This is a genomic window from uncultured Nitrosomonas sp., from assembly GCF_902826915.1.
In the GTDB taxonomy this organism is placed as follows: Bacteria; Pseudomonadota; Gammaproteobacteria; order Burkholderiales; family Nitrosomonadaceae; genus Nitrosomonas.
Genome location: NZ_CADEGP010000008.1, coordinates 23,714 through 47,040 on the forward strand (window position 1 = coordinate 23,714; position 23,327 = coordinate 47,040).

The window sequence follows — 23,327 nt, forward strand, 5'->3', positions numbered from 1 at the left end:
TGGTTTATTGCGCACCATTTCACCTGATCTGCCCTCAAAAAAGGCATGGAATTAAAGCATTCTGTGATTCGTGGATTAGCAACGCAGGTAATCTTGATGAGGTGAACGGTTAGAATAAATGGTTTTGGTTTCTTATTTTAAAGGCTAATTATTCAGCGAATTATATCTTCTCTATGAGAATTTATCTACTGACAGCCTTTCCCCATGTGAAATGCATCTGAGCAAAAGGATTCTGAATCGGGCATTATGCGAGCTAAATTGATCGCTAGAGATGCAGCAAAAGCTACCGGCCATTAAGAGTCACAATGCTAAAATAACCCAGTGATGACCTATCCATAAAACCATAACCACCCTGATTTTTGCTAATGCTTGTTTTAGGAATTGAAACTTCTTGCGACGAAACCGGAATCGCGCTTTTTGACACAGAACGCGGTCTACTGAGTCACGCCTTGTATTCTCAAATAGAAATGCATAACGAATATGGCGGCGTGGTGCCTGAACTGGCATCACGCGATCACATTCGACGCGTGTTGCCCTTGATTAAACAAACATTAACAGCTGCAAAATGTGACTTGCACCAAATCAATGCCATAGCGTATACCCAGGGCCCCGGTTTGGCCGGTGCGCTTCTGGTCGGCGCCAGTATTGGTGCAGCAATGAGTTTTGCGTTGAAAATTCCTGCTCTGGGCATTCATCATCTGGAAGGACACTTACTGTCTCCGTTATTATCCACACCGGCACCAAGCTTTCCATTCATTGCTTTGCTGGTATCGGGAGGGCATACGCAATTAATGCAAGTGGATGCAGTTGGTCACTATAGGCTGCTGGGCGAGACTGTAGACGATGCTGCCGGTGAAGCATTTGATAAAACGGCCAAATTACTGGGGTTGGGTTATCCCGGTGGCGCGGCTTTATCTAAACTCGCGCGGCGAGGCCGCCCAGGACAATTTAAACTGCCGCGGCCAATGCTGAATAGTGGGGATCTCAATTTTAGTTTCAGCGGGCTAAAGACTGCAGTGCTGACTTTAGTCAACAAACAGCAAAGTACCGATCAAATCCGTGCGGATATTGCTTTGGCATTTCAAGATGCGGCGGTTGAGGTATTGACGGAAAAATCGCTGACAGCCTTATCACGATCAGGATTGACGCAACTGGTAGTAGCCGGAGGTGTCGGCGCCAACGAGCAGTTACGCGAAAATCTCAATCATAAAGCGTCACTGAAAGGCGCGACAGTTTTTTATCCGGAACTTGAATTCTGTACCGATAATGGCGCCATGATTGCATTTGCCGGCGCCATGCGACTCCAGGCAATGCCGCAAAAGCATTGGCAACCAGCCAACAGCTTCACCGTCAAGGCACGCTGGGACCTGGAAATGCTTGAACTACCGGAAGCTGATTAAGTGTCGGGAGATTTTTTCTCACCAATGCGTCCTTCCTTGCCTGCAAGTAAATTAACGATATTCGACTGATGCCGCCAAATCAATACCAGTGACATCAACAACACAGCGAATGTACTGCCTTCAAAGCCAAGTATGGCACCGGCATATACTGGCGCCAACGCGGCGGCAACCAAAGCCGACAACGATGATATGCGCCAAATCCATGCAACCAGCATCCAAGTTCCGATAGCCATCAGACCTATCCACAAATTCAGACCCAACAACACCCCCACCGCAGTTGCCACGCCTTTGCCACCCTGAAAGCGCAAAAACACCGGGAACACATGCCCAAGGAACACCGCCAAAGCAACCACGGCCACCGCTTCGTTTCCCAATCCCCAAGTTACATCATAAGTCCGCGCTAAAACCACTGCTAACCAGCCTTTTCCAGCATCACCAAGTAAGGTTAAAACCGCTGCCGCTTTCTTGCCGCTACGCAAGACATTGGTTGCCCCTGGATTTTTTGAGCCGTACGTGCGCGGATCTGGCAATTTAAATATCCAACTGGATATCATGGCAAAGGAAACCGATCCCAGCAAATAAGCCAACAAAGCAAACACCAATAACGTCATGTGATCAGCACCACCCAGACAAAATAGAATAGAATCGCGTATTGTTCATACCAATGAAGCCTCCGGCACTCCCAGATTAACCCACACATTTTAGCGCCTAATCAACGATGGATATTATTTTTCTGCACGACTTCAAGGCCAAGACCCTGATTGGCATTTATCCCTGGGAACGGTTAGTTCCACAAACTATCCAGATAGACCTGGAAATCGCGCTGCCCACCAGCCGTGCATGTCAATCCGATAACATCCAAGACGCATTGGATTATGCGCTGATTATCGAAAGAATTAACGAGATCCTGGCAAAGCACCATTTCTCACTACTGGAAGCATTGGCTGAGCATATCGCGCAAACTATTCTGACGGAATTTCAGTCACCGTGGGTTAAAGTTAGCGTTGCCAAACTTGGAATAATACGCGGGGTCAAGAAGCTGGGGGTGCGCATTGAACGGACACCGGATGCCGTGTCTGATATTAGATCGCGCATAGGTCTAGTTAAGAACTAATTAAGGGTTTCACTGATGGATTCAATATAATTTCTTGTGATATCGTGGGGTATATGTAACTTGTATTGGTTTCATGATTCGGTACCAAACTAACGGCCAGCCCTGGTAGAGTTCGATACTAATATCCTGCAATTTTTTAATTGCTTGTAGCTAACAAGTTGAAGGATAAGCGATGAAATATGAATTGCTGGGCGAATATCACGCCTTTATGAAACAAGCTAAGGATGCAGCAGAAAAACGCTTTGCTGTGCTTTACAACCTTTCGACACAAATACGCAACTTAGCCGAAGATCCGACAAAAACAATTGATATGGAGTCGGATGCAATCAAAACCGCGATAGCGGAAGCCAAGGCAGCAGAATTTGAAATGACTGCCGCAATCGGCTGCGTTAATGAAACCGCCAAGTTGTGCGGAGAAAAAGAAATCACAGTGAATAGTTTTAAGCGTTAACAGCTCGCTGAAAAACGTTTTCGAAACAGCTGATGCACGCTGAAAGAGAAAATGCCCCTGGATGCGAAGTATCTATGACGAATCCATTAAGTTACTACCCCACGCTTCCAATTCATTTAATATTCGCTTAGCTTTCTCATCCGCTTTATACGATTCCCGCAATAACGCAATCTGCGCCGAGAATTCGTCAAAAGTGATGCTCCCACCACCATTTGCTTGCGTCAGGCGCTGCAAGCGCAACAATTTCCACCGCTCCACTTCTACTGACTCTAATGTTTCCGGCCAATTACGGGCGCGATAGCGAAACAACAATTCAGGCAATCGCTTGTCATGAAAATCAAATTGCATTTTTGCCAACTGTTTCGGTGAAGCTGCTCGTATTTGTCCCAGTGATGCTGCATCCGCGTTGCTTAGAAAACCATCATACAGAGCCACATCGACGTCACCGGATGACTCAAATGTGCGGCTGGTATAAGCAGTCGCCACACGCTGAAAGAACTCGGGAACCGCGCATAATGTTTGCCAATGTTGGTAACAAGCATCCAGATCAAGTGCGATACGTTCAGCGGCTTCATCATCTAAAGTATTACGTGGCGCAAGTGCCGGGCATTTGTTGATCTTTATTGATTTGACCGGCAGCCGTTGCATGCCTTCGGGCAAGTCGTCGTTACGGGTAAACAGCAATTGGCTCAGTTCGTCTGCATTCAGCGACAGGAACATTTCCGGGTCATGGCGCAAGTCATACACCAGCACGCTGTTATTGTTTTCCGGTTCCATAATCAAGGGCATGACCAGCGAAGTACAACCGGTTTTAGTCGGATACATGCGCGTTGTGTGCAATACCGGGTTGCGCGTCGTTAGATCAAGCTGTGTCGTGGCCTTGCGCTTATCGCGTAGTTGCAACAACCAGCCAAAGAGGCGCGGCTGTTGCGTGCGTATCAGACGCGCCAGGGCAATCGTGGCACGCACGTCGGACAAAGCATCATGCGCGGATTCATGCAGAATACCGTTGGCCGCAACCAGATCCTGCAGTTTAAAACTGGGTTGCCCGTCTTCATGCTGCGGCCAGGTGATACCCGCAGGGCGCAACGCATACGTCATACGTACCAGATCAATAATATCCCAACGTGAATTGCCTTGTTGCCACTCGCGCGCATAGGGATCGTAAAAATTGCGATACAGGGTAAAGCGTGTCACTTCATCGTCAAACCGCAGCGAGTTGTAGCCAACGCCACAGGTACCCGGTTGCGCCAATTCAGCGTGAATACGCGCAATGAATTCGGGTTCCAGCACCCCTTGCGCATCGGCCAATTGTGGCGTAATGCCAGTGAGTAGGCAGGCTTCAGGATGCGGCAGTAAATCTCGCGCCGGCCTACAATAGATCATCAGCGGCTCGCCAATTTCGTTCAGCGTCTCATCAGTTCGCACGCCGGCAAATTGTGCCGGACGATCACGCCGCGGATCGGCACCAAATGTTTCGTAGTCATGCCAATAAAATGTCATCGTCATGGTCATTCCAGATTTGAAAGCGCCGACTCAAAACTCGTTTTACAATAAACGCATTGCGCCATTATAGAGATATCTTGCGCAAAATTTTCTCAATCAGACAAAAAGGACACAGTATGGCACGTAAACTCATCAGCTCAGGCTCAACATTTGAAAAGGAAATCGGCTATTCTCGCGCGGTAGTCGAAGGTGACTGGGTGTTGGTATCCGGCACGACTGGCTTTGACTACAGCAAAATGACTATTTCTAATGATCTGCTGGAGCAAGCGGAACAATGTTTCCAGAATATCGAGTCGGCATTGCAACAAGCCGGTGCAAGCATGAAAGATGTGGTGCGCGTCACGTATGTATTTCCCAAAGCCGAAGACTTCGAGAAATGCTGGCCGGTGATGCGCAAGTATCTCGGTGATATCAGACCATCGGCAATGATGCTGGCGGCCGGTTTGTCTGATCCGCGCATGAAAATTGAAATTCAGGTGACGGCTTACCGCAATACCGGAGCTGAATGATACGGGAATACGATTTGTGATATCTCAAAATTTCCCGCTGAGCTATTTCGACCCGAAAGGTGAAGCGCCTTGAGCGGGTGCTGGAGAAGATTGCGACCCGAAAGGCGAAGCAGATGAACCGGACGAACCCGATGCGCCTTGGGAGGATTGCGGTGAAAAAGGCGAGCCTTTCGCTGGCGCTGCTCCAGGGGCACTAGGTTGATTCTGTGACGACGCCGATCCTTTTGCAGCGGCACCTTCTCCAGGCTTATAGATAAATTTCCAGTCCTGGTAAGTTTTAGCTTCCGAGAACTTGGCATAAACCTCTGGAAATTGGTCTTTTTTTATGGGCCTCTTCTCCGAAAGACTATATACCCCGATGATTCTCTTCCCAATATTAGAGCTCATTCCAGAGCTGGTGCTCGCTGCCGGATTACTGCCGGAAGCTTGTCCAGCAGTGCCCGCCGTTTGATTAGCATTAGGGGTCAAGCCGGGGCTCGCTGCTGCGCTTGGATTGGAAGCGGTGGGACTATTTGGGGTTGCACTCGAACTTGAAGCTGCGCCCAACCCTGAAGCTGCGCTCGGATTCGTGGCTGAACTTGGGTTTGTCGCCGATCTTTGGTTCGACGCTGCGCTGTTTTGTGTCGCAGCCGCACCGGAGGCGGTATTGGCCGGAGTTTCCTCAATCAAACCCCATTCCTCCGAGTTGGTGATCGGATCCAGATAGATTTTACGTAAATGACGTTGAACGTTTATTGCACGACCATCTTGCAGCAAGTCTTCCAATTTTTCCGGGTATTGCTTTGTGCCGCTACTATGATAAGACATGATGGCTTTGCGGAACTGTTCGCCAATAAACAACAGTTCAGCTTCCTTGTCGCGCTGGGATTTGGCTTGCCATACCTGCCCTGCCCCGGCCATGATAACGCCAGCCAAAGCGATAGAAAACAAAGCCCAGAGATAGACAAATCCATTTTCCAGCTGATGAAACATCCTACCTCGCTAAAAAATGCGACTCGGAAAGAATCGCTTACCATTCTTCATAATAGGTACCATCTTCAGATTGCCCGGTGTGACCACTGTGAACATCATAGACACCTGATTCCATTTCATTCTTGGGCGGCATCACAATCCAGGTTTGATTGTTTTCAGTAAATGGATCTATCGGAACCTTGCGTAAATAGTGCTTGTCCACCAACTCCTCCAGATCAATCGGATATTTTCCGGTGTCGGAATAAAACTGATCTATTGCATTTCGCATAATCAAGAGATCTTGTCGCAATACCGCTTCTTTGGCTTTATCGAGCGAACTAAAATAACGTGGGGCGACAAGGCTCAGTAACGTGGCAACAATGGCCATGACCACCAGCAACTCGATCAAGGTAAATCCCTGGTGTCTCAGATTTGCTGACATGCGATCACCATTCCCGGTAAGGGACACCATTCATGCCGATGGCTTCCGAAAGTGAAAAAACATCAAAAACATCATCGCCTTCTTTGGGGCTATCCCAAGGGCTTTCATAACTTCGTTTCCCCCAGGTTTCTTCTGCCGGAGTTAACGGTATACCCATACCCATAATATCCAGTTCTATGAACATGGGGTCTCTGGGCAAGCGGCGCAAAAAATAAATAATTTTCTTTTTGGGGTCTTTAATATCCGGCACGCCCATATAGAGTTCTTCAAGCCTGGGAGGATAACCCGATTCGTCGGCTTTTTTGGCGATGCGTCCCTCGTCGGTAGCCAGCTTGTAGGCATCGATTGCGGTACGTATCTGGCGCAATGCAACGCGCAGCTCCTGCTCCTTTTCTCGCTTTACCATGAGCTCACGTAACGGCATGGCCGCTGTCGCCAGAATCCCCATGATCGCAACCACGATCATCAACTCAATCAGTGTAAAGCCTTTATGTTTACGAAAGAAGGTCAATGAACTCCGCATGAAAATTATTTAATATTGACAGTTGCGGTTGAAGGCAACATCACATCGACCGATTCTCCGGTCTCCAGATCTTCAGCAGTGGCATTCTGAATATTGATTTCCGTGATGCCAGGATTGGCCGCAATCACTTTAAATCGTATTTGGGTAGCCAAACCAGTCGTTTGGTCTCTACCCAGCCTGATAGTGCGCGTACCGGATTTATCTCCGCCATCGAGCGCTTCCAAGACGCTGGATTCATAATTTAATTGGAGCTCCGTATTAACCATCGGTTTTGCACCGACCAACCGAACATTGACCGAAAATTCCTTATCCAAACCAACCGTGGTTGGCGCTTGCATCGTCAATGTAGGCGTCATCGCTGCAGCAGCGGCAAAAGGATTAGGAATATCCGATTCTTCCCGTGCTGCAGCAAAGGCATCCAAGCCTCTTGCAGCAGATGAGCCAGAACCAGAGCCAGAACCGGCTGGCGCAATTGCCAGGGATTGCGCTGCGGTTTTTTGAATCACAACCGGCAATTTACCCGCTTCGCTGGCAGTGCCGAAATGATATTCTCTTTCTAAATTACTTAGTTTTGGAATATTACGAATAATTCGTGGTGTAATTAACAGAACAATTTCAGACTTTGTGCGGTTCACTCTCTGATTTGAAAACAATCTATCCAATCCAGGGATATTTAAGATTCCTGCAAGACCAGTCATGCTTCTTAATTCCCTATTATCAATAAGGCCTGCCAGGACCTGAGTTTCTCCATCTTTCAAGGTTAGCATGGTTTCCGCATTTCGAGTCCCGACGAGTGGAGCCGTTGCACCGCTTGGACCAGGCACATCTCTGACAAAATTACTTACTTCAAGCGTAGTTTTTATCGTAACATCATCATTCAAACCAACTCGTGGTTCGATATCAAGCTTCACACCAAGATCGATAAAAGTGGGAGTCGAAGTAACAACGGAATTAATCCCAGGTTGAACATTGGCTGTAAAGAAAGGACGTTTTTCACCAATATGGATTTTAGCCTTTTCACGATTCGCCACCCGAATTCTGGGATTAGCAAGTATGTCGCCTGTTGAGAGATTATGCAAAAAATCAATTCTGACTTGATTAGCTATTGTAAAACTTTTAAGACCCAGATCACCAGAACCAATTTGATTGAGTATTGCAGTTGCTGGCGGGGCTGCCGCTCCGGCGCCAGTTAAACCACTAAATGTTACTGACTGCGGCATGTTGGGGCCAAGAAGAAAATCATTCCCACGTGCGATTTCAAGGATTGCAACATCCAACATGACTTCAGGTTCAGCTAAATCGTTTAATGACACCAATCGTTCCGTTAAACGTATAGCTTCGAGCGTATCGCGCATGATGAACAGATTGAGTTGTTCGTTGACATAAATATCCTTGGCCTTAACGATGCCTCTGACCATCGCCACCATTTGTTTCACATCGGTATACGCAACCTGAAAACTGCGCACAACCAATTCCTGATAGTCTTTCAGCTTGGCTGGTGTATTCGGGTAAATCAACAGTGAGTTGTTATTAATTACCTTGTAAGCCAATTGATTGGTCGTCAAAACTAATTTGAGAATATCTTCAATGGTATTTTGTCGAACGAAAATAGATATTTTGGTATCTTGTCTGATATCTTTATCAAAAACAAAATTGATTCCAGCCGTGCGTGACATGATTTCAAATACCGATCTCAAATCAGTATCCTTAAATTCCATCGATACCGCTTTCTTAAAAGCGGATTCCAATATTAGATCGGTCACCTCAGGGCGAGACAGGCTTGCATTGATTTCTGAAATCAATTGCCGCGCATGTGATTGTTGTGGATTTTCCTGCAATACAGCGCGAATAATTGTTTCTGCTCCGGTCACATCTCTTTTTGCCAACAACGTTTTTGCAGACTCAACAATGACAATATGACGCCGCTCTAAATTTACTGCTCCAATACCATCTTTTGCCCGTTCATTGAATGGATAAACGCTTAAAACACGTTGATAAATTTGTTCGGCCTGATCTAAATTACCCGCGTAAAGCTCATTATCCGCATCGAACAATTGCTTACCCAGTATTTCATCACGTATCCGCGCCAGCATTGCACGAATTTCTCTATTCTCAGGCTCTTCGCGAGCCGCCTGTTCGAGTTTTTGCAAACCACTTTCTAATTGACCTTCTGATATCAGTTTTTGTGCATCCGAAAATGCCACGTTCCTGAGTAAGAACGATTTGTTATCGATTGCACATCCTGTTGTAATTGCAAGCAGAACACTAAGGACAATTATTCTCCAGCTTCTCATCGGAAAGTTCCTGCTATTTGATTATTGATCGTAAGCGTCTGTTTGATATTAAGCGGCAAATAAGTCATCGTGATAGCATTGTCATTGACCGAATCCAGTCGGTAGGTATCGTTAATTTTTGCACCAATCTTGGTAATCAAATTCTCTCCTGATTGTGACAGGAATACCCATGTTTCATTGTCCGCAATCGCCTTACCTGCGTATTTGAATTGCAAAGGCGGCGCTGTCGGTGCGGGGGGTGCCGAGGCTCTTGCGGCCTGTGCCATTCTGATTGCCTGCTGTTCTTCTTCATGATCGTCGATAACAGCTCGCTTCGGCGCCCAAGTCGTAGACGCAAACAACTCACCGGCGACCGGGCTAAATTTCCGTTGTCCAAGCTTACTCACATCCAGTTGCGCAGCGTTCGATTCCGTTTTTTTAGCTCTGTCCTGAGCCGTTCTTCCTGATTGCAGGGCCTCTGGAACATGAAATTCAGGCTCGTCATCAACTTCGACCAAAGCCGCAGCGATCACTGTCGCTACCAGTACTCCTCCAATGATCATTTTCCGTTTTTTTTCCGCCGCATCCATTTTATTATTTAGTCATATAAAGGTTAATTTCCAGTCGCACTTCAAGCTTATCACTGGCCGTACTCTCACGCTTGATAGCGATCGCCGATATCGCCATAGCCGGGACAGCTTCCAGAGCCTCGGCAATGAATGCACGGATCTGGGAATATTTACCTTTCACCGGCAAAACCATTTCATAGCGCGCCAGACGTGCATCGTTGTCATTTATCAGCCGATATTCGCTACTAGTTAGCTCCACACCTTGCTTCTTAGCCACTCGCACCAATTCACGAATCCAGAATGGCGAAGAATCAACCCGCGGAAAGAAGTCATAAAACACTTGTAATGCCTGATCGCCGCTCATTCTTTTACTGGCTTCGGAATCCGCGCCTTCACTGGAAGAATTTTTCGACGCAGCCTGTGCCTGCAGCGCAACAGCTCGATCTTTAAGTTGTTGCAGCTCTGCCTCTTGCGGCATCACGACCAGCAAATAATAAATACCTGTTGCCAACATCAAACCAATGCCGACCTTGCCCAGATTACCTAGGCGCCCCAGCTGCCAGCGCAGCAGCGGCATAAGTCGATTCCACGAAATTTGTGGCAATTCTCTTTTTAAGTAATTTGAATCCATTCGGCATTTAACAAAAAAATAATCGGGCGCTGCGGATTCTCTAATTTAATCTTGTAATTTAACAAGTGCACATTTTCAAACACCAATTCCCGTTCCAGCGCTTCCACAAAATCCAGTAACTCGGCCATGCTCCTGGCCTCTCCACTCAAACGCAAGCTGCGATTGGAGAAATTAGGCTGTAATGATAACAAGGCAACATCTTCGGTCGCTGCCTGTTCGATCGAATCAAACAACATCTCCCAGGGTAAATTCAGCTGATCCAGGATTGCATTGGCTTGTGTGATTTCTTTCTGGATTTCCTGGCCAAATTCACGGATACGGGAAGTAGCCCGTGTGCGTGGGGCAGCTTTTTGTTGCTGCTGTCTCTCCATGCGCTCAACTCGGTTACTCCAGGCATTGATCTCTTCAACCTGATAACGAAATTGAAAAAATACCGCAACAACTATCAACAAACCCAGCAGCAACAGCGAAAGATCAAGCTGTGGCGCAGATTGCTCTCGATAAGGAAATCGTAATTTCAGGCGGGACATTGATTGAGATCAGACTGATGGGTCGGAACGGATGGATAATACGCCAAGGCTGTCATTTTCCCAGCGGGGAGCGAAATGATACACCAGCCACTTTCCTGCGGTAAGGTCAGCTCAGGGTGCTCAGGTGCAAATAGATAAACAAACTCCATCGCTTCTTTTGCTCCAGACCAGATGACTTCCTGATCCAATGCCGCCAACAGATCGTCGGCCGCATTATGCAAAATCCGTTGATTTCTGATGCTTTGCCACTTACCGTGATGCGTTATCGCGATGCAAATACGTCCCGCCTCAATTACTGCCAAGTAGATCTTTTCTCCCTTCAATTGCACTTGCCATCGATCGTAAACCGATGCCAGATAGGGTTCTATGACTTTAATCTTACAACCATGACTTGATGCCATGTGCTCCAGCTGCACCAGCAAATCGCGTGGAATCGCCGCACAAACCGCACCATCGATCGGATTCCAATTACTAATACTGAGTACCCAGGAATCAACCCGCTCCGCATATACTTCACGCATGCGGAATTCGGCGTAAGATTTCACTTCTTCCGGAGTGGCGATTTCGTTTTGCGGCGGCAACGCTGCATAGCGCAAAAAATGATTGGATAGAATCACAGACACTTCCGTTCCAGCTGCTTCTGCCAAAACCCTTTCCAGTTGCTGCACCGCAGTATGCCAGACAGGAACACCCGCAACAGGCTCGAAGAATACCGTTACTTTGGCAGTCTGCACTGGTTTAAGTCCGCGTTTCAAACGCACCCAGTCCAGCCGCCCTGGCGCCAGAAACACCTGAATCTGATCACGCCACAATCGTGACACGATTCGCCTCCTCTAAACTGGTTTGCCCCTGTTTAACCATATCCAATGCCGCTTCGCGCAAGAAACGGGTGCCATTGTCTCGGGCTGCTTCCTTGATACGCCGGATCGGCTCGTGAGCAACGATCAATTCACGAATTTCATCGTTCAACAACAAAATTTCAGCAATCGCATTTCTACCGCGAAAACCACTGCCTCGGCATTGCCCACAGCCTTTGCCACTCCGGAATGTGTAATGATTTGCCTGCTCCAGGGGAATACCGGATTCCTCAATCAAACCGTCATCTGGACGTTCATCCACGGCACAATGCGTGCAGAGCAAGCGCACTAATCTTTGCGCAACAATTCCGTTCAAAGCGGACACAAAGCTATAGGGATCCACGCCCATATGTGAAAACCGGCCAATCACATCAAATACGTTATTTGCATGCACCGTGGTAAACACCAAATGCCCAGTCAACGCAGCTTGTATGGCGATTTGCGCAGTTTCAGCATCGCGAATCTCGCCTACCATAATCTTGTCAGGATCATGACGCAGAATTGAACGCAAACCGCGCGCAAAAGTGAGTCCTTTTTTCTCATTTACCGGTATCTGCAAAACACCCGGAAGCTGATATTCAATTGGATCTTCAATCGTAATGATTTTGTCATGACCTTTGTTCACTTCTGATATCGCAGCATACAAAGATGTCGTCTTGCCGCTACCGGTTGGGCCGGTGACCAGCAGCATTCCATAGGGCTCAGAGCTTAAGCGCCGAATACTCGCGATCGCTGCCTGATTAAAACCCAGCTGGTTCAGGGTTAAGCCTTCGAGTTGATCGGATAACGCCTGACGATCGAGAATACGCAACACTGCATCTTCGCCGAAAATGCTCGGCATGATGGAAACCCGGAAATCTATCTCTCGCCCCTGGATAGAAATTTTAAACCGGCCATCTTGTGGCACCCGGCGCTCTGCAATATCCAATTCGGACATCACTTTAATGCGAGAAACAACTTGCTCGGCAAGATCCGCGCCTTGTATGGTTCCAATAGCCGTCAACACACCGTCAATGCGGTATTTTATCGACAATAAACCCGGCGACATCTCCAAATGAATATCGCTGGCTTGTGATTTATGCGCATCATACAAGGTGGAATGTACTAGCCGCACTACTTTACTGGTACCTTCGTTAATGCTCTTCAACGATAAATCTTCAATACCACTTTGTATCTTATCCAGCTCAGCCGATGACAGCACTTGATCCATAGCACGCATGGTTTTTTCTTGCTGGGTGAAGAAAGCGCTCAAATCGGCCGGATGCACCAAATACCATTCCACTGCCCGATCAAACCGTTCTTCCGCCCATGCACGTAGTTTGCCGGAGAATGGGTTACTAATCGCGAATAAATACTTCTGGTCGTTGTAAAACAACACGCACTCATGCGTCATTGCTTCACCAAACGGCAAAATATCAAAAGCAGGCTGTAATGTATGGATCTCTTTCATCTCCAGCACGGGCATACGCATTAATTGACCCAGCTGCTGCATCAGCTCATCGGGCGTATAAGCGCCATCTTCTTCCAAAATCTGAATAACAGAAACACCTTGTGCTGCTGCTTTGTGATGAATTTCAGCCAATTGATTGAGATCAATGGGTTGTTTGCTGTCAATTTGTACGGAGGCTTCCATCAATTGATGCTTCCTGCCAATTCAAAAATAGGCATATACATGAGAATAATAATGCCGCCGATCACAATGCCGATAAATGCCATCAATAGAGGCTCAATCAGCTTAGTTGTCCATTCCACCCAACGGGCAATCTCCTCATCATGAAAATTGCCAATTCGTTCCATCATATCACCCATCAACCCGGTTCTTTCACCAACACGGAGCATGCGATTACCCACCGCAGTCGTCAACCCCTCTTGCTCCATTGCGCTGGAAATTGTTTTACCTTCACGGATATGTTTGGCAGCTGCAGCAACTTTGGGTCGAAAATGAGGTTGCAACAATCCGCTGACCATCTCCAATGCTTGCGTGACAGGAATTCCGCCACGAAGCAACATACCAAGTGTTTTATAGAAACGAGCTAATTGATAAACCCGCATATGTTCGCCAATCGCAGGAATCCGCCACAATAGCTGCATGGCATTGGCCCAGAAGGTGGGTCGACTAACGATGTATCCCATCACAACCAACAGCGCCATTGCGGCAATGGCCAATTCCCAGCCACGCTCATGCACAAACTGACCCCATTTAATTAGCAACAACGATAACCAAGGCAAGTCGCTCCCCATATCGTCATAAATGGCGCTGAATTTGGGAACTACAAATACCATTAGAAAAACCGAGACAAGCAAGCCAACCACCAATAACAATACGGGATAAATGGACGCACCCACCAATTTTTTACGGACAAAATCCATTTGCGACTGATACGTAATAAATCGTGTTAGCGCCTCAGCAAGATCGCCAGTCCGCTCACTGGCACGAACCGTTGCAATGTATAACGGCGGAAATGCTTGCGGGTAATCTTCCAATGTTTGTGAAAAAGTTATTCCTTCGTAGAGTCGATCGAGAATGTTCTGGATAATTTTGCGATTGCTGGCATCCTGTTCTTTTTCCAGCAAAGTTTCGATACTCTCCACTAGACTTAGCCCTGCAGTTTGTAAGGAAAGCAATTCCTGACTAAAATGCACTAAAGGAAAATGGGTGCGCGATTTAAACGCAAAACCGGAAAATCTCCTGCGTACACTCAACACCATACCGCCTTGTTCCATCACTTGCTGGCGTGCTTCTGCCTCACTGTTGGCTTCCAACTCTAAATGTACAGTTCCCTGCCCGGAAATAACCGCTTTCACTTCAAAACGCATAAGCTAATTTACCAGTTGGTGATATCGGCCGCCTCACCATCGCCACCGGGTTGCCCGTCTCTGCCATACGAGAGCAAATCAAACTCGGAACGCTCGCCAGGATACTTATAAACATATGCGCGCCCCCAAGGATCGGCTGGTGGCATTTTGGAAAGATAGGGTCCATGCCATCTGGGCTCATTACTGGGACGGTTCACCAATGCGGCTAAACCCAATTCAGTCGCCGGATAACTACCTACATCCAGGCGATATTGGTGCAATGCTTTTTCTAATGCATCTATTTGCGCTTGCGCCATCTTGATCTCTGATTTACCGACTTGCGAAAAATACTTCGGTCCAACGTATGCAGCCAACAAACCAATAATAACCATTACAACAAGTAGCTCGAGCAGTGTAAACCCTCGCATATTGTTTGCTTTTTGTCGCCTAACCGAATGCATCATGTTTATCCTTTATTTACTTTATTAACCAATAAGATTCTAAGCATCATATAGTATGTTGCTTAAATGACAGGGTCAAGACAGTATTCAGTATTGCATTGAAATGCTGCAATGTCAGGAATCCCAAATACCAAACCATCCTAGCGCCGTAAAATAGCCCACCATCGGCCGATGTTAAGTAGTGTCATCAGCGAAGCCGAAACATATGTCCAAGCTGCTGCACGTAAAATCCTGCGTGCATGGAGCTCATCCTCTTGTATCAGATACTTACCATGCTGCAGCATAGGCATTGCCCGCGCAAAGCTGGCATGCAGCTCCATTGGAAGCGTCACTAAGTGTATAACTGTAGCCGTGCCCAGTGTTAACAAGCCACCTGCAAAAAACAGCGCACCTGTGACCGGTGCCCGTGTAATTATTGTGATGAAAGGAGCAATCATCAGAATTGCCGCACCTAATTTTTCAATCGGAGCAGCAATCTGAACCAATCGTGTCCGCAATTTTAACGGCAAATAACCATCCCGGTCTTGTATCGCATGACCAACCTCATGCGCGGCTACAGTAATCGCTGTCAACGATTTGCCGTTAAATTTTTCAGGTGTTAAGCGAACGGCCTTCTCAATCGGATCATAATGATCCCCTTGCTCAGTCACCTCAACCTTGACCGCTTGCAAATTTGCCCAATCAAGCAATATGCGCGCTAACTCAGCGCCAGTGCCTGGGTAACGGTCATCGGGGTAACTATACTTCGTCAGAGTATGTTTAACCCAGTAAGAAGGCCCCAGAATAAGTATGGCAATTGCGACAATGAATACTAAATAAAGCATAAAACTCAGATATTCGCACCAAAAATTGGTTCCGCTTGCAAAAAGCGTGCGGCATTAAAGCCACAAGATTACACGCAACTCATAAATCCAAATAATCAATCAGACCCATCAAAAGGCATTATTTACTCTAACACCCATTAATTTTTCTGCTGAATTCGCATAAAACTGAAGAAAGCACTCTAAAACTACCACAGATATCTGAGAAAACATTGAATCTCGCCCCAACTGAGTACATTAAATTATACTTAATCTTTATTAATGAGCCATTTCTTATGACTAAAATTCAAAAAAGTCTACACAGAAATTGATTTGTTGCGTTCTTCAGCAAATCCGTTTTTTATCTTTTGCAAGAAGATGCGGTTTTAATATTCACCGTGCTAACCTTCACGTTGCAATGCAATATACTCAGCATCGTACTGACCGGCTAACATTATGGAGAACGATCAGCAAGCATTCACGCTGCGTCTTTCTGTTTAAAACTTTTGATCCTGATCAACTGCCCCAACTACTTCGCCACTTCTTGAATAATCCTGGCATCTTCATAAAACAAACCCAACAAAACAGATTCCACGGAGACAAGCAGTATTCGCAACTATAACCAACACATTCTTCCAAATATCGTAGACCACGATTGCATAATGAATGCTCAGAACGCTTTAAGTATTACTCTTCACCCAGCAATTCACCGACTAATTTAGTTTCTACCTGCTGATATTGCGGATTACTGTTACGCAGAGCAGAAGGCTCTTGCCAGCCTGGATTCTGACGTAAGGCGCTGATCAATTTGCTCCAGTCATTAGGTAATTTCTCGTCATCAGCCTTATCCACCTGCAAGGTATCTTGCGCCGCATGCCCACGATGCATCAATTTTTTCAATAGGTGTTTCTGGCGCAAATACAATACCTGTAAAGTAGTTTCATCCGCGCACTGCCATTTGGTACCTTTGACGGTCGCCTTGATTTCATCACCATAGCGCTTGAACGTCGACCAACTAGCGCCAGCGATGGCACCCAATGCGCTAGCCGCTCCCAGACTCATACCTCCGACCATCAGATCAATCCCAACGCCTGCTGCAGCACCCTTAGCCGCCGCACTTCCGACATCCAACCCATACGCCTTAAGTATACCGGGCGCGAAGATATCCAACTGCCACTGACCATTGCTGACAGGAATTTTCTGAATTTCGACATCTTTTTCTGAGAAATTGAAGATTACCAACAAATCATGCAAACAATGTTGTTCGGCTTTACGAACAAAATCGTGTACTCGATTTTCGGTCAATGAATTTGCGATTAAATTGTTGTTCGTCGCCTTGCTTTCGCGGTAACAAGCGACATTTGCAATCAACTCAGCAATCCGCTTGGCACCCGACAAGCAAAGCTGATTCCATAATTTGGCGCGATAATCGATCAGCTTCTGCAATCGATCGTAGTGAGATTCCAGCAAGGTCTGCATTTTCTGATACAAACGTTTCTCGGCGTCAAAGGCAAATGCAACCGTATCAAACTCGAGCGTTGCGTGCATATGAAAAGCAGTCAAATGCTCGCGCCATTTCGCCAGCTCCCGATCATGTCCGGCAATAAAGTTAAATACCGGAATAATCGGTTTACCGGATTGCGTGAGAATTTCCAGTTCCAAACGATATTTCTCTAGAAAAGGCTCTCGCACATCAATGATGTATAAAAGAATATCGCTGCGCAGTACCTGGCGAATGACCTTTGCTTCTTGTTCCAATGGATCACTGACAGAGATATTAACTACAAACTGCTCCAATATTTGTGCCGGTGACGATAATTTTGATTGGGTTTGTAGCTTTTTGATGTGCGCGAATAAAGCTCTGGAATCTTCCAAACCGGGCGTATCATACAAATGCAGAATCGGTTTGTTGTCGGCACTTATTGTCGCTTGCTCAACATGCCGCGTTGTACCCGCGGCATCTTCAATAACACCGAATTCGGTGCTACGTAGCATGGTGCGAATCAATGATGTCTTACCGGTATTGGTATGTCCGACAACAGCAATATTCAGCAATAATTGTGCATCCAAACCATTGGGCTTTTTGACTATCATAATTTATCGAGTAATCACATGTTCAGCCGGAATGCCGCAAGCTTCCGCCAAGCGAAACCAAGCAAACTCACGCGCACTCGTAACGGATGCGGATGACTTATTCAATAAAATTAGCCAGGGCTTAGTATTGCTGCTATCGACCAATTCTTTAATCATGCGCTGCACACCGCGGTCCGGCAGGCGATGTGCAGCCACACCCAACAATACAGGAGCTTTCATGTTATTTATCAGCAAAATCGCTGCGTCGTGAGATTCCTGATCGATAATATTCAATCGGCAAGTCACCCGCTCAGGCCAGGGTGTTGTGTTATCCAATTCAATGCCAAACGCTTGTGCATTAGCTGGAATAGAGATATTTTTAGGCGGACGAGCTATGTCAGCAGGTTTTACACCTGCCTGCGGATCAGCATCGATAACTTCCGCTTTAACATCGCGTCCCATCAAACACTGACGCAATTCAATATAATAAGGCAGATATAAATCCAGTTTAAACCGGTACTCACTCCATTTTTGCATGACCCAGGAAAGACCGAGCAATAACAGTCGTGGAAATATGCCATAAACTATCAAGCTGCCAATCAAAAAAGTAGCCCAAGCCATCCGCGTTTCCGCATCCTGCTTATCTGCCCCTATCCTGCTTGCAACCGTTTGCAGGCTATCCGGTATTTTTAAACCGGCGGCCTCCAGAGGTGAACCTAAGATTTGGGTAAGTTTAGGTAAAGTGCTTTCTGGCAATAATGTCGTACCCCAGATAAAATTGTATTGCTTGGCCAACATGAGCAATATCAACAACACTAATCCGGCGGTTAAGTAAGTCAACCAGAGTTGGTGCGTTAGTACACTGATACGCCATTTTCCTACCTTCCCCGTTAAACAACTCTCCCACCAAGCCTGCGATGCCGACGATGCGATCGTGGGATCATGTTTATGCCGGTAAGGCAACCAGCTGGCTAATTGCGCCACGACGCCACTACTTAAGCTTTGTAAATTCAAAGTAATGCCGGATATCCATAGCAATAGAGAAATCAGATTAAATCCCAGCAGCACAGCAAGCAACCAATAAATATTCAGCGTGGAAGACTCGCTCACCGCCTGGCTCGCTGCCAAGCCGCCCAAGATCACTGCTATGATCAAACCTATTCGGCGCGCCCGAATAAACTGTTGACTCGGCTGCCGCAATTTATCTGCTAGCGCATTCTCGTAAATCAAATGATGAGCACGAATCTTCAGCTGATGAATGAATTCATGATAACTGAAGTCGCTGCTTGCAGAACTTGGTATATTCTTGGTGCTGGTATAGGATAGTTCTTCTGCTTTGATCGATTCGATCTTACGTAATTGCTCAATCCGCACCAAATCAGAAAAGGTATATTTTTTTACTGACATTGCGCGATCCATTTTGAGCAAATAACAATCAAAGAGTTACGATTTGTGGTGAATGAGCGACTCATAAGTGTCCAAGAAAAACCAACCTGAATTTTCAGCATGCTGTAAAACAAGCTAAAATTAATTATCACATCATTCAATATAATGACAGGAAGCTTTTATGAAGCCGGTTGCAATTTTTAGACATATACCCATCGAAGGGCCGGGCTATTTTGCCACATTTCTCGACAACAATCATATTCCTTGGCGCCTGATTAAAATCGACGCTGGAGAAAAACCACCAACCTGTATCGATGCATTCAGTGGTTTAGTGTTTATGGGTGGGCCAATGAGCGTCAACGATGATTTACCTTGGATCGAATCGTCGCTAACACTGATCCGACACGCAGCTGCCGTGGATATGCCGGTATTGGGCCATTGTTTGGGTGGACAATTGATGGCTAAGGCACTGGGAGGCGCTGTCAGCACCAATCCGGTGAAAGAGATGGGGTGGGGTGAAGTCACCGTGCCGGATCATCCAATCGCGCGGAAATGGTTTGGTGATCTAACCACTTTCAATTCCTTTCATTGGCACGGCGAAGCTTTCAGCCTGCCCCAAGGCGCCACGTGCATCCTATCCAATCAGTACTGCGAGAATCAGGCTTTTGCACTCGACATGCATTTAGGCATGCAATGCCATGTCGAAATGACAGAACGTTTGGTACGCGACTGGTGCAGCGTAGCCGCAGAAGAGCTTGCCAGCATCAACGAGCCATCAGTACAATCAATGGAAGAGATTGAAAAAGATTTATCTGAGCGGGTGGCAGCGCTAAATAGGGTAGCTGAAAGGCTGTACCAGAAATGGATCGCTCATCTGAAATAGCTCGTGCAGTTCATTTGTTACCAGGTCATTCTCAACAATGAGAACGCTGGCACCAATTAAGAGACAAAGACATAACCTGCAGCAAGGAAATTTTATTCATTTTGTTACTGCCTTTTTGATCAACTATCTGCGTTTCAACAGGTAATGTTACTATAGAGGTTTTAATAATTTTCGAAGGATTGGTACTAACATGTTTTCGCAGAAACACACTATAGAAAATGTCGACCCGGATTTATGGCGAGCAATTAAAGGCGAGGTACAACGCCAAGAAGAATATATCGAATTAATTGCATCGGAAAATTATGCCAGCCCCGCTGTCATGCAAGCCCAGGGCTCCGTTCTGACCAATAAGTACGCCGAAGGTTATCCAGGCAAACGCTATTATGGTGGTTGCCTGTATGCGGATCAGGTTGAACAACTCGCGATTGATCGATTAAAAGCACTCTTTGGCGCTGAGTATGTGAATGTACAACCGCACTCGGGTTCCCAAGCTAACACAGCAGTTTATCTGTCAGTGCTAAAGCCGGGCGATACTTTGCTGGGCATGTCGCTGGCGCACGGAGGTCATTTAACCCATGGCTCTAGCGTGAGCATGAGCGGAAAAATTTTTAATTCCGTTTCTTATGGACTAGTTCCGGAAACCGAGTTGCTTGATTACGACGAAGTCGAGAAATTAGCTCATGAACATAAACCTAAAATGATCGTAGCGGGTGCTTCCGCTTATGCTCGGGTGATAGACTGGAAGCGTTTTCGGAAAATAGCCGATGCTGTTGGAGCGTATTTGTTAGTGGATATGGCACATTATGCTGGGTTGGTAGCAGCAGGCTTTTATCCAAATCCAGTCGGCATCGCTGATTTTGTCACAAGCACTACGCACAAAACATTGCGCGGCCCACGTGGGGGCGTCATCATGGCCAAACCCGAACACGAAAAAGCATTGAATTCTGCGATCTTCCCACAAACCCAAGGGGGTCCATTGATGCATGTAATTGCAGCCAAAGCTGTTTCATTCAAGGAGGCTGCGACTAAGGAGTTCAAAGATTATCAGGAGCAGGTAATTGATAATGCGAGAGTCATGGCTAAGGTGTTAACCAATCGCGGATTGCGGATTGTATCTGGACAGACCGATTGTCATTTATTCTTAGTTGACTTGCGCGCGATGAACTTAACCGGCAAGCAAGCAGAAGAATCGCTTGAAATGGCGCATATCACGGTTAACAAAAATGCTATCCCCAATGATCCGCAGAAACCCTTTGTTACCAGTGGCATTCGCATCGGATCGCCCGCAATAACCACTCGGGGCTTCAAAGAATTAGAATCGGAGCAATTGGCGAATCTGATAGCAGACGTTCTAGCTGCGCCTGAAGACTCGGCAGTCATATCACGTGTAGCTACCGAGGCAAAACGATTATGTGCAAAATTTCCGGTGTATGGATAATCCCAAAGCCGACACGTGACGTGACTTGATTTGAAGATTACAGATCATGATTAAATATGAAGTGCCCTTTTTGTAATACCGATGACACCAATGTCATAGACTCGCGCGTAAGTGAGGATGGCCACAAAATTCGCCGTCGTCGACGCTGTTTGGCTTGCGATAAACGCTTTACAACCTATGAGACGATTGAGCTGCGTTTACCTCAGGTCGTGAAACATGATGGTACTCGCGCGGAATTTGATCGTAACAAATTGTTAACAGGCTTTAAAAGAGCGCTTCACAAACGTCCAGTTCCAACCAGTTATGTCGATGCGGCAATTGATCGTATTGTACAAAAATTCCTGGCTAAAGGTGAACGCGAAGTTTCATCACGCAGTATTGGTGAAAGCGTGATGGAAGAACTTTATAAGCTCGACAAAGTAGCGTATATCCGATTTGCGTCTGTTTATAAAAGCTTTCAGGACGTGGATGATTTTCGTGATGCGATTAAGGAAGTGCAATAGCCGGGGCAGCAATTACAACGGGAGGAAGTATCCCAGATCCATCAGAAAGTCTCTGATGATTTTCGGTATTTTCTAAGCTGGACTTTCCTATCTTTTATCTTATCAGAGAGATATTCTAGATGTTTTCTTCCGCCGATTACGCTTTCATGTCACATGCACTGCGGCTGGCAGAAAAAGGACTCTACAGTACAACACCCAATCCTCGTGTAGGTTGCGTGCTCACTCTACATGATCAAATCGTAGGTAGCGGCTGGCACGAAATGGCGGGGCAGCCACATGCAGAAATTAATGCACTAGCCTCAGCCTCAGAAAGGGCGCGTGGCGCAACAGCCTATATTACATTGGAGCCTTGCAGTCATTATGGACGAACGCCACCCTGTGTTAACGCCCTAATTGACGCAGGAATTGCCAAGGCCATAATAGCCATGGAAGATCCCAATCCAATTGTGTGCGGACGTGGCTGCACACTCCTAGAACAAGCGGGAATCACTGTGCAAACAGGCTTATTGCAAACACAAGCACAAGCACTCAATGTGGGGTTTATCACTCGCATGACCGATAGGAGACCATGGATCAGACTGAAAACTGCTGCCAGTTTAGATGGAAAAACAGCGCTGAACAACGGAATCAGCCAATGGATTACTGGCGAAGCTGCACAACATGACGGTCATCGATGGCGCGCGCGCTCATGCGCTATCGTAGCAGGCATTGGTACAGTAAAGTCCGATAATCCACAGTTGTCAGTTCGGCATGTTGAAACAGCACGCCAACCCAAAAAGGTTATTGTAGATAGTCATTTGACTATCCCGTTGGATGCGAAATTGCTTCAAAATAACAACGAAGTATTAATTTTCACCGCGCACGATGGGAATCCAGATAAAAAGAAAGTGCTTAGCGGAATGGGCGCTCAAGTTATTGTTATACCCAATATGGAAGGCTCAGTTGATCTGAAGAAAATGATGACCATTTTAGCTGAGTTGGAAGTCAATGAAGTGCTGGTGGAAGCCGGGCGTGAATTGAATGGTGCATTGATTAAAGCTGGATTGGTTGATGAAATGATTTTTTATCTTGCGCCACATTTGCTGGGTGATGATGCGCGAGGAATAATTAAACTACCTGAATTAACCTGTCTTGAGCAAAAAAAAGAATTCAAAATTCAGGATGTACGCATGATTGGGCAAGATATCCGGATCATCGCAAGATTTCCATCCAGCCTGAGCTAACCGTAGAT

At 46.5% G+C, this 23,327-nt stretch carries 24 protein-coding genes; 8 read left to right on the top strand and 16 right to left on the bottom strand.

What is annotated here, in order from left to right:
• Window positions 1-365 precede the first annotated feature (365 nt).
• Entirely contained in the window at window positions 366-1,400 is a 1,035-nt protein-coding gene (gene tsaD / locus QZV86_RS02440) for a tRNA (adenosine(37)-N6)-threonylcarbamoyltransferase complex transferase subunit TsaD (RefSeq protein WP_295623689.1), read from the top strand.
• On the opposite strand, the gene plsY is transcribed toward tsaD, so the two are convergent.
• Window positions 1,397-2,011, bottom strand: coding sequence for a glycerol-3-phosphate 1-O-acyltransferase PlsY (gene plsY / locus QZV86_RS02445; protein WP_295623690.1), 615 nt, complete (start codon window positions 2,009-2,011; stop codon window positions 1,397-1,399). The two genes, tsaD and plsY, sit on opposite strands and share 4 nt — an antisense overlap.
• 107 nt (window positions 2,012-2,118) lie before the next feature.
• Between plsY and QZV86_RS02450 the strand changes: the two genes are divergently transcribed.
• A complete protein-coding gene (locus QZV86_RS02450) occupies window positions 2,119-2,514 on the top strand; it encodes a dihydroneopterin aldolase (RefSeq protein WP_295623691.1) in 396 nt (131 codons plus the stop codon).
• A 172-nt stretch (window positions 2,515-2,686) separates the two neighbouring features.
• Window positions 2,687-2,965 (top strand): hypothetical protein, encoded by a 279-nt coding sequence (locus QZV86_RS02455; protein WP_295623692.1) that lies wholly within the window; start codon window positions 2,687-2,689, stop codon window positions 2,963-2,965.
• A gap of 72 nt (window positions 2,966-3,037) precedes the next feature.
• Here QZV86_RS02455 and sbcB read toward each other — a convergent pair whose 3' ends face one another.
• Window positions 3,038-4,474, bottom strand: coding sequence for an exodeoxyribonuclease I (gene sbcB / locus QZV86_RS02460; protein WP_295623693.1), 1,437 nt, complete (start codon window positions 4,472-4,474; stop codon window positions 3,038-3,040).
• A 113-nt stretch (window positions 4,475-4,587) separates the two neighbouring features.
• Here sbcB and QZV86_RS02465 point away from each other — a divergent pair, with 113 nt between their 5' ends.
• Window positions 4,588-4,980, top strand: coding sequence for a RidA family protein (locus QZV86_RS02465; protein WP_295623694.1), 393 nt, complete (start codon window positions 4,588-4,590; stop codon window positions 4,978-4,980).
• A gap of 42 nt (window positions 4,981-5,022) precedes the next feature.
• Here QZV86_RS02465 and QZV86_RS02470 read toward each other — a convergent pair whose 3' ends face one another.
• The 14 genes from QZV86_RS02470 to QZV86_RS02535 all read right to left on the bottom strand — a co-directional run bounded on the left by QZV86_RS02470 (window position 5,023) and on the right by QZV86_RS02535 (window position 19,293).
• Entirely contained in the window at window positions 5,023-5,952 is a 930-nt protein-coding gene (locus tag QZV86_RS02470; RefSeq protein WP_295623695.1) for a hypothetical protein, read from the bottom strand.
• A 37-nt stretch (window positions 5,953-5,989) separates the two neighbouring features.
• On the bottom strand, window positions 5,990-6,373 hold the full coding sequence (locus QZV86_RS02475; RefSeq protein WP_295623696.1) for a type II secretion system protein: 384 nt from the start codon (window positions 6,371-6,373) through the stop codon (window positions 5,990-5,992).
• 4 nt (window positions 6,374-6,377) lie between these two features.
• Complete coding sequence (locus QZV86_RS02480) at window positions 6,378-6,896, bottom strand: type II secretion system protein (RefSeq protein ID WP_295623698.1); 519 nt, start codon at window positions 6,894-6,896, stop codon at window positions 6,378-6,380.
• 5 nt (window positions 6,897-6,901) lie between these two features.
• Window positions 6,902-9,190 carry a secretin and TonB N-terminal domain-containing protein gene (locus QZV86_RS02485; protein ID WP_295623700.1) on the bottom strand — a complete coding sequence of 763 codons (2,289 nt, stop codon included), beginning with the start codon at window positions 9,188-9,190 and terminating at the stop codon, window positions 6,902-6,904.
• Entirely contained in the window at window positions 9,187-9,759 is a 573-nt protein-coding gene (locus QZV86_RS02490) for a hypothetical protein (protein WP_295623702.1), read from the bottom strand. Before QZV86_RS02490 ends, QZV86_RS02485 begins: the two co-directional genes overlap by 4 nt.
• Before the next feature lie 4 nt (window positions 9,760-9,763).
• Window positions 9,764-10,315 carry a hypothetical protein gene (locus QZV86_RS02495; protein ID WP_295623703.1) on the bottom strand — a complete coding sequence of 184 codons (552 nt, stop codon included), beginning with the start codon at window positions 10,313-10,315 and terminating at the stop codon, window positions 9,764-9,766.
• 35 nt (window positions 10,316-10,350) lie between these two features.
• Entirely contained in the window at window positions 10,351-10,899 is a 549-nt protein-coding gene (locus QZV86_RS02500; RefSeq protein WP_295623705.1) for a PilN domain-containing protein, read from the bottom strand.
• Window positions 10,887-11,720: a hypothetical protein gene (locus QZV86_RS02505; RefSeq protein ID WP_295623708.1), complete on the bottom strand. Its 834-nt coding sequence runs from the start codon at window positions 11,718-11,720 to the stop codon at window positions 10,887-10,889. The genes QZV86_RS02500 and QZV86_RS02505 overlap by 13 nt, the downstream gene beginning before the upstream one ends.
• On the bottom strand, window positions 11,701-13,389 hold the full coding sequence (locus QZV86_RS02510; RefSeq protein WP_295623752.1) for a GspE/PulE family protein: 1,689 nt from the start codon (window positions 13,387-13,389) through the stop codon (window positions 11,701-11,703). Before QZV86_RS02510 ends, QZV86_RS02505 begins: the two co-directional genes overlap by 20 nt.
• On the bottom strand, window positions 13,389-14,573 hold the full coding sequence (locus QZV86_RS02515) for a type II secretion system F family protein (protein WP_295623710.1): 1,185 nt from the start codon (window positions 14,571-14,573) through the stop codon (window positions 13,389-13,391). Before QZV86_RS02515 ends, QZV86_RS02510 begins: the two co-directional genes overlap by 1 nt.
• Window positions 14,574-14,581: 8 nt before the next feature.
• The gene (gspG, locus tag QZV86_RS02520; protein ID WP_295623712.1) at window positions 14,582-15,016 is read right to left on the bottom strand and encodes a type II secretion system major pseudopilin GspG; all 435 of its coding nucleotides are present in this window, start codon (window positions 15,014-15,016) and stop codon (window positions 14,582-14,584) included.
• 137 nt (window positions 15,017-15,153) lie between these two features.
• Window positions 15,154-15,837 carry a zinc metallopeptidase gene (locus QZV86_RS02525; RefSeq protein ID WP_295623714.1) on the bottom strand — a complete coding sequence of 228 codons (684 nt, stop codon included), beginning with the start codon at window positions 15,835-15,837 and terminating at the stop codon, window positions 15,154-15,156.
• A gap of 663 nt (window positions 15,838-16,500) precedes the next feature.
• Window positions 16,501-17,907: a GTPase/DUF3482 domain-containing protein gene (locus QZV86_RS02530; RefSeq protein ID WP_295623716.1), complete on the bottom strand. Its 1,407-nt coding sequence runs from the start codon at window positions 17,905-17,907 to the stop codon at window positions 16,501-16,503.
• A gap of 3 nt (window positions 17,908-17,910) precedes the next feature.
• Complete coding sequence (locus tag QZV86_RS02535) at window positions 17,911-19,293, bottom strand: DUF2868 domain-containing protein (protein ID WP_295623717.1); 1,383 nt, start codon at window positions 19,291-19,293, stop codon at window positions 17,911-17,913.
• A gap of 160 nt (window positions 19,294-19,453) precedes the next feature.
• On the opposite strand from QZV86_RS02535, the gene QZV86_RS02540 reads away from it, so the two are divergent.
• From QZV86_RS02540 to ribD, 4 genes are all read left to right on the top strand, one after another.
• Window positions 19,454-20,155 carry a type 1 glutamine amidotransferase gene (locus QZV86_RS02540; RefSeq protein ID WP_295623720.1) on the top strand — a complete coding sequence of 234 codons (702 nt, stop codon included), beginning with the start codon at window positions 19,454-19,456 and terminating at the stop codon, window positions 20,153-20,155.
• Window positions 20,156-20,345: 190 nt separating this feature from the next.
• Window positions 20,346-21,593, top strand: a complete 1,248-nt coding sequence (gene glyA / locus QZV86_RS02545) for a serine hydroxymethyltransferase (protein ID WP_295623722.1) — start codon at window positions 20,346-20,348, stop codon at window positions 21,591-21,593.
• Window positions 21,594-21,649: 56 nt separating this feature from the next.
• Complete coding sequence (gene nrdR, locus QZV86_RS02550; protein ID WP_062558500.1) at window positions 21,650-22,096, top strand: transcriptional regulator NrdR; 447 nt, start codon at window positions 21,650-21,652, stop codon at window positions 22,094-22,096.
• 119 nt (window positions 22,097-22,215) lie between these two features.
• The gene (ribD, locus tag QZV86_RS02555; RefSeq protein ID WP_295623727.1) at window positions 22,216-23,319 is read left to right on the top strand and encodes a bifunctional diaminohydroxyphosphoribosylaminopyrimidine deaminase/5-amino-6-(5-phosphoribosylamino)uracil reductase RibD; all 1,104 of its coding nucleotides are present in this window, start codon (window positions 22,216-22,218) and stop codon (window positions 23,317-23,319) included.
• The last annotated feature ends 8 nt before the right edge of the window (window positions 23,320-23,327 follow it).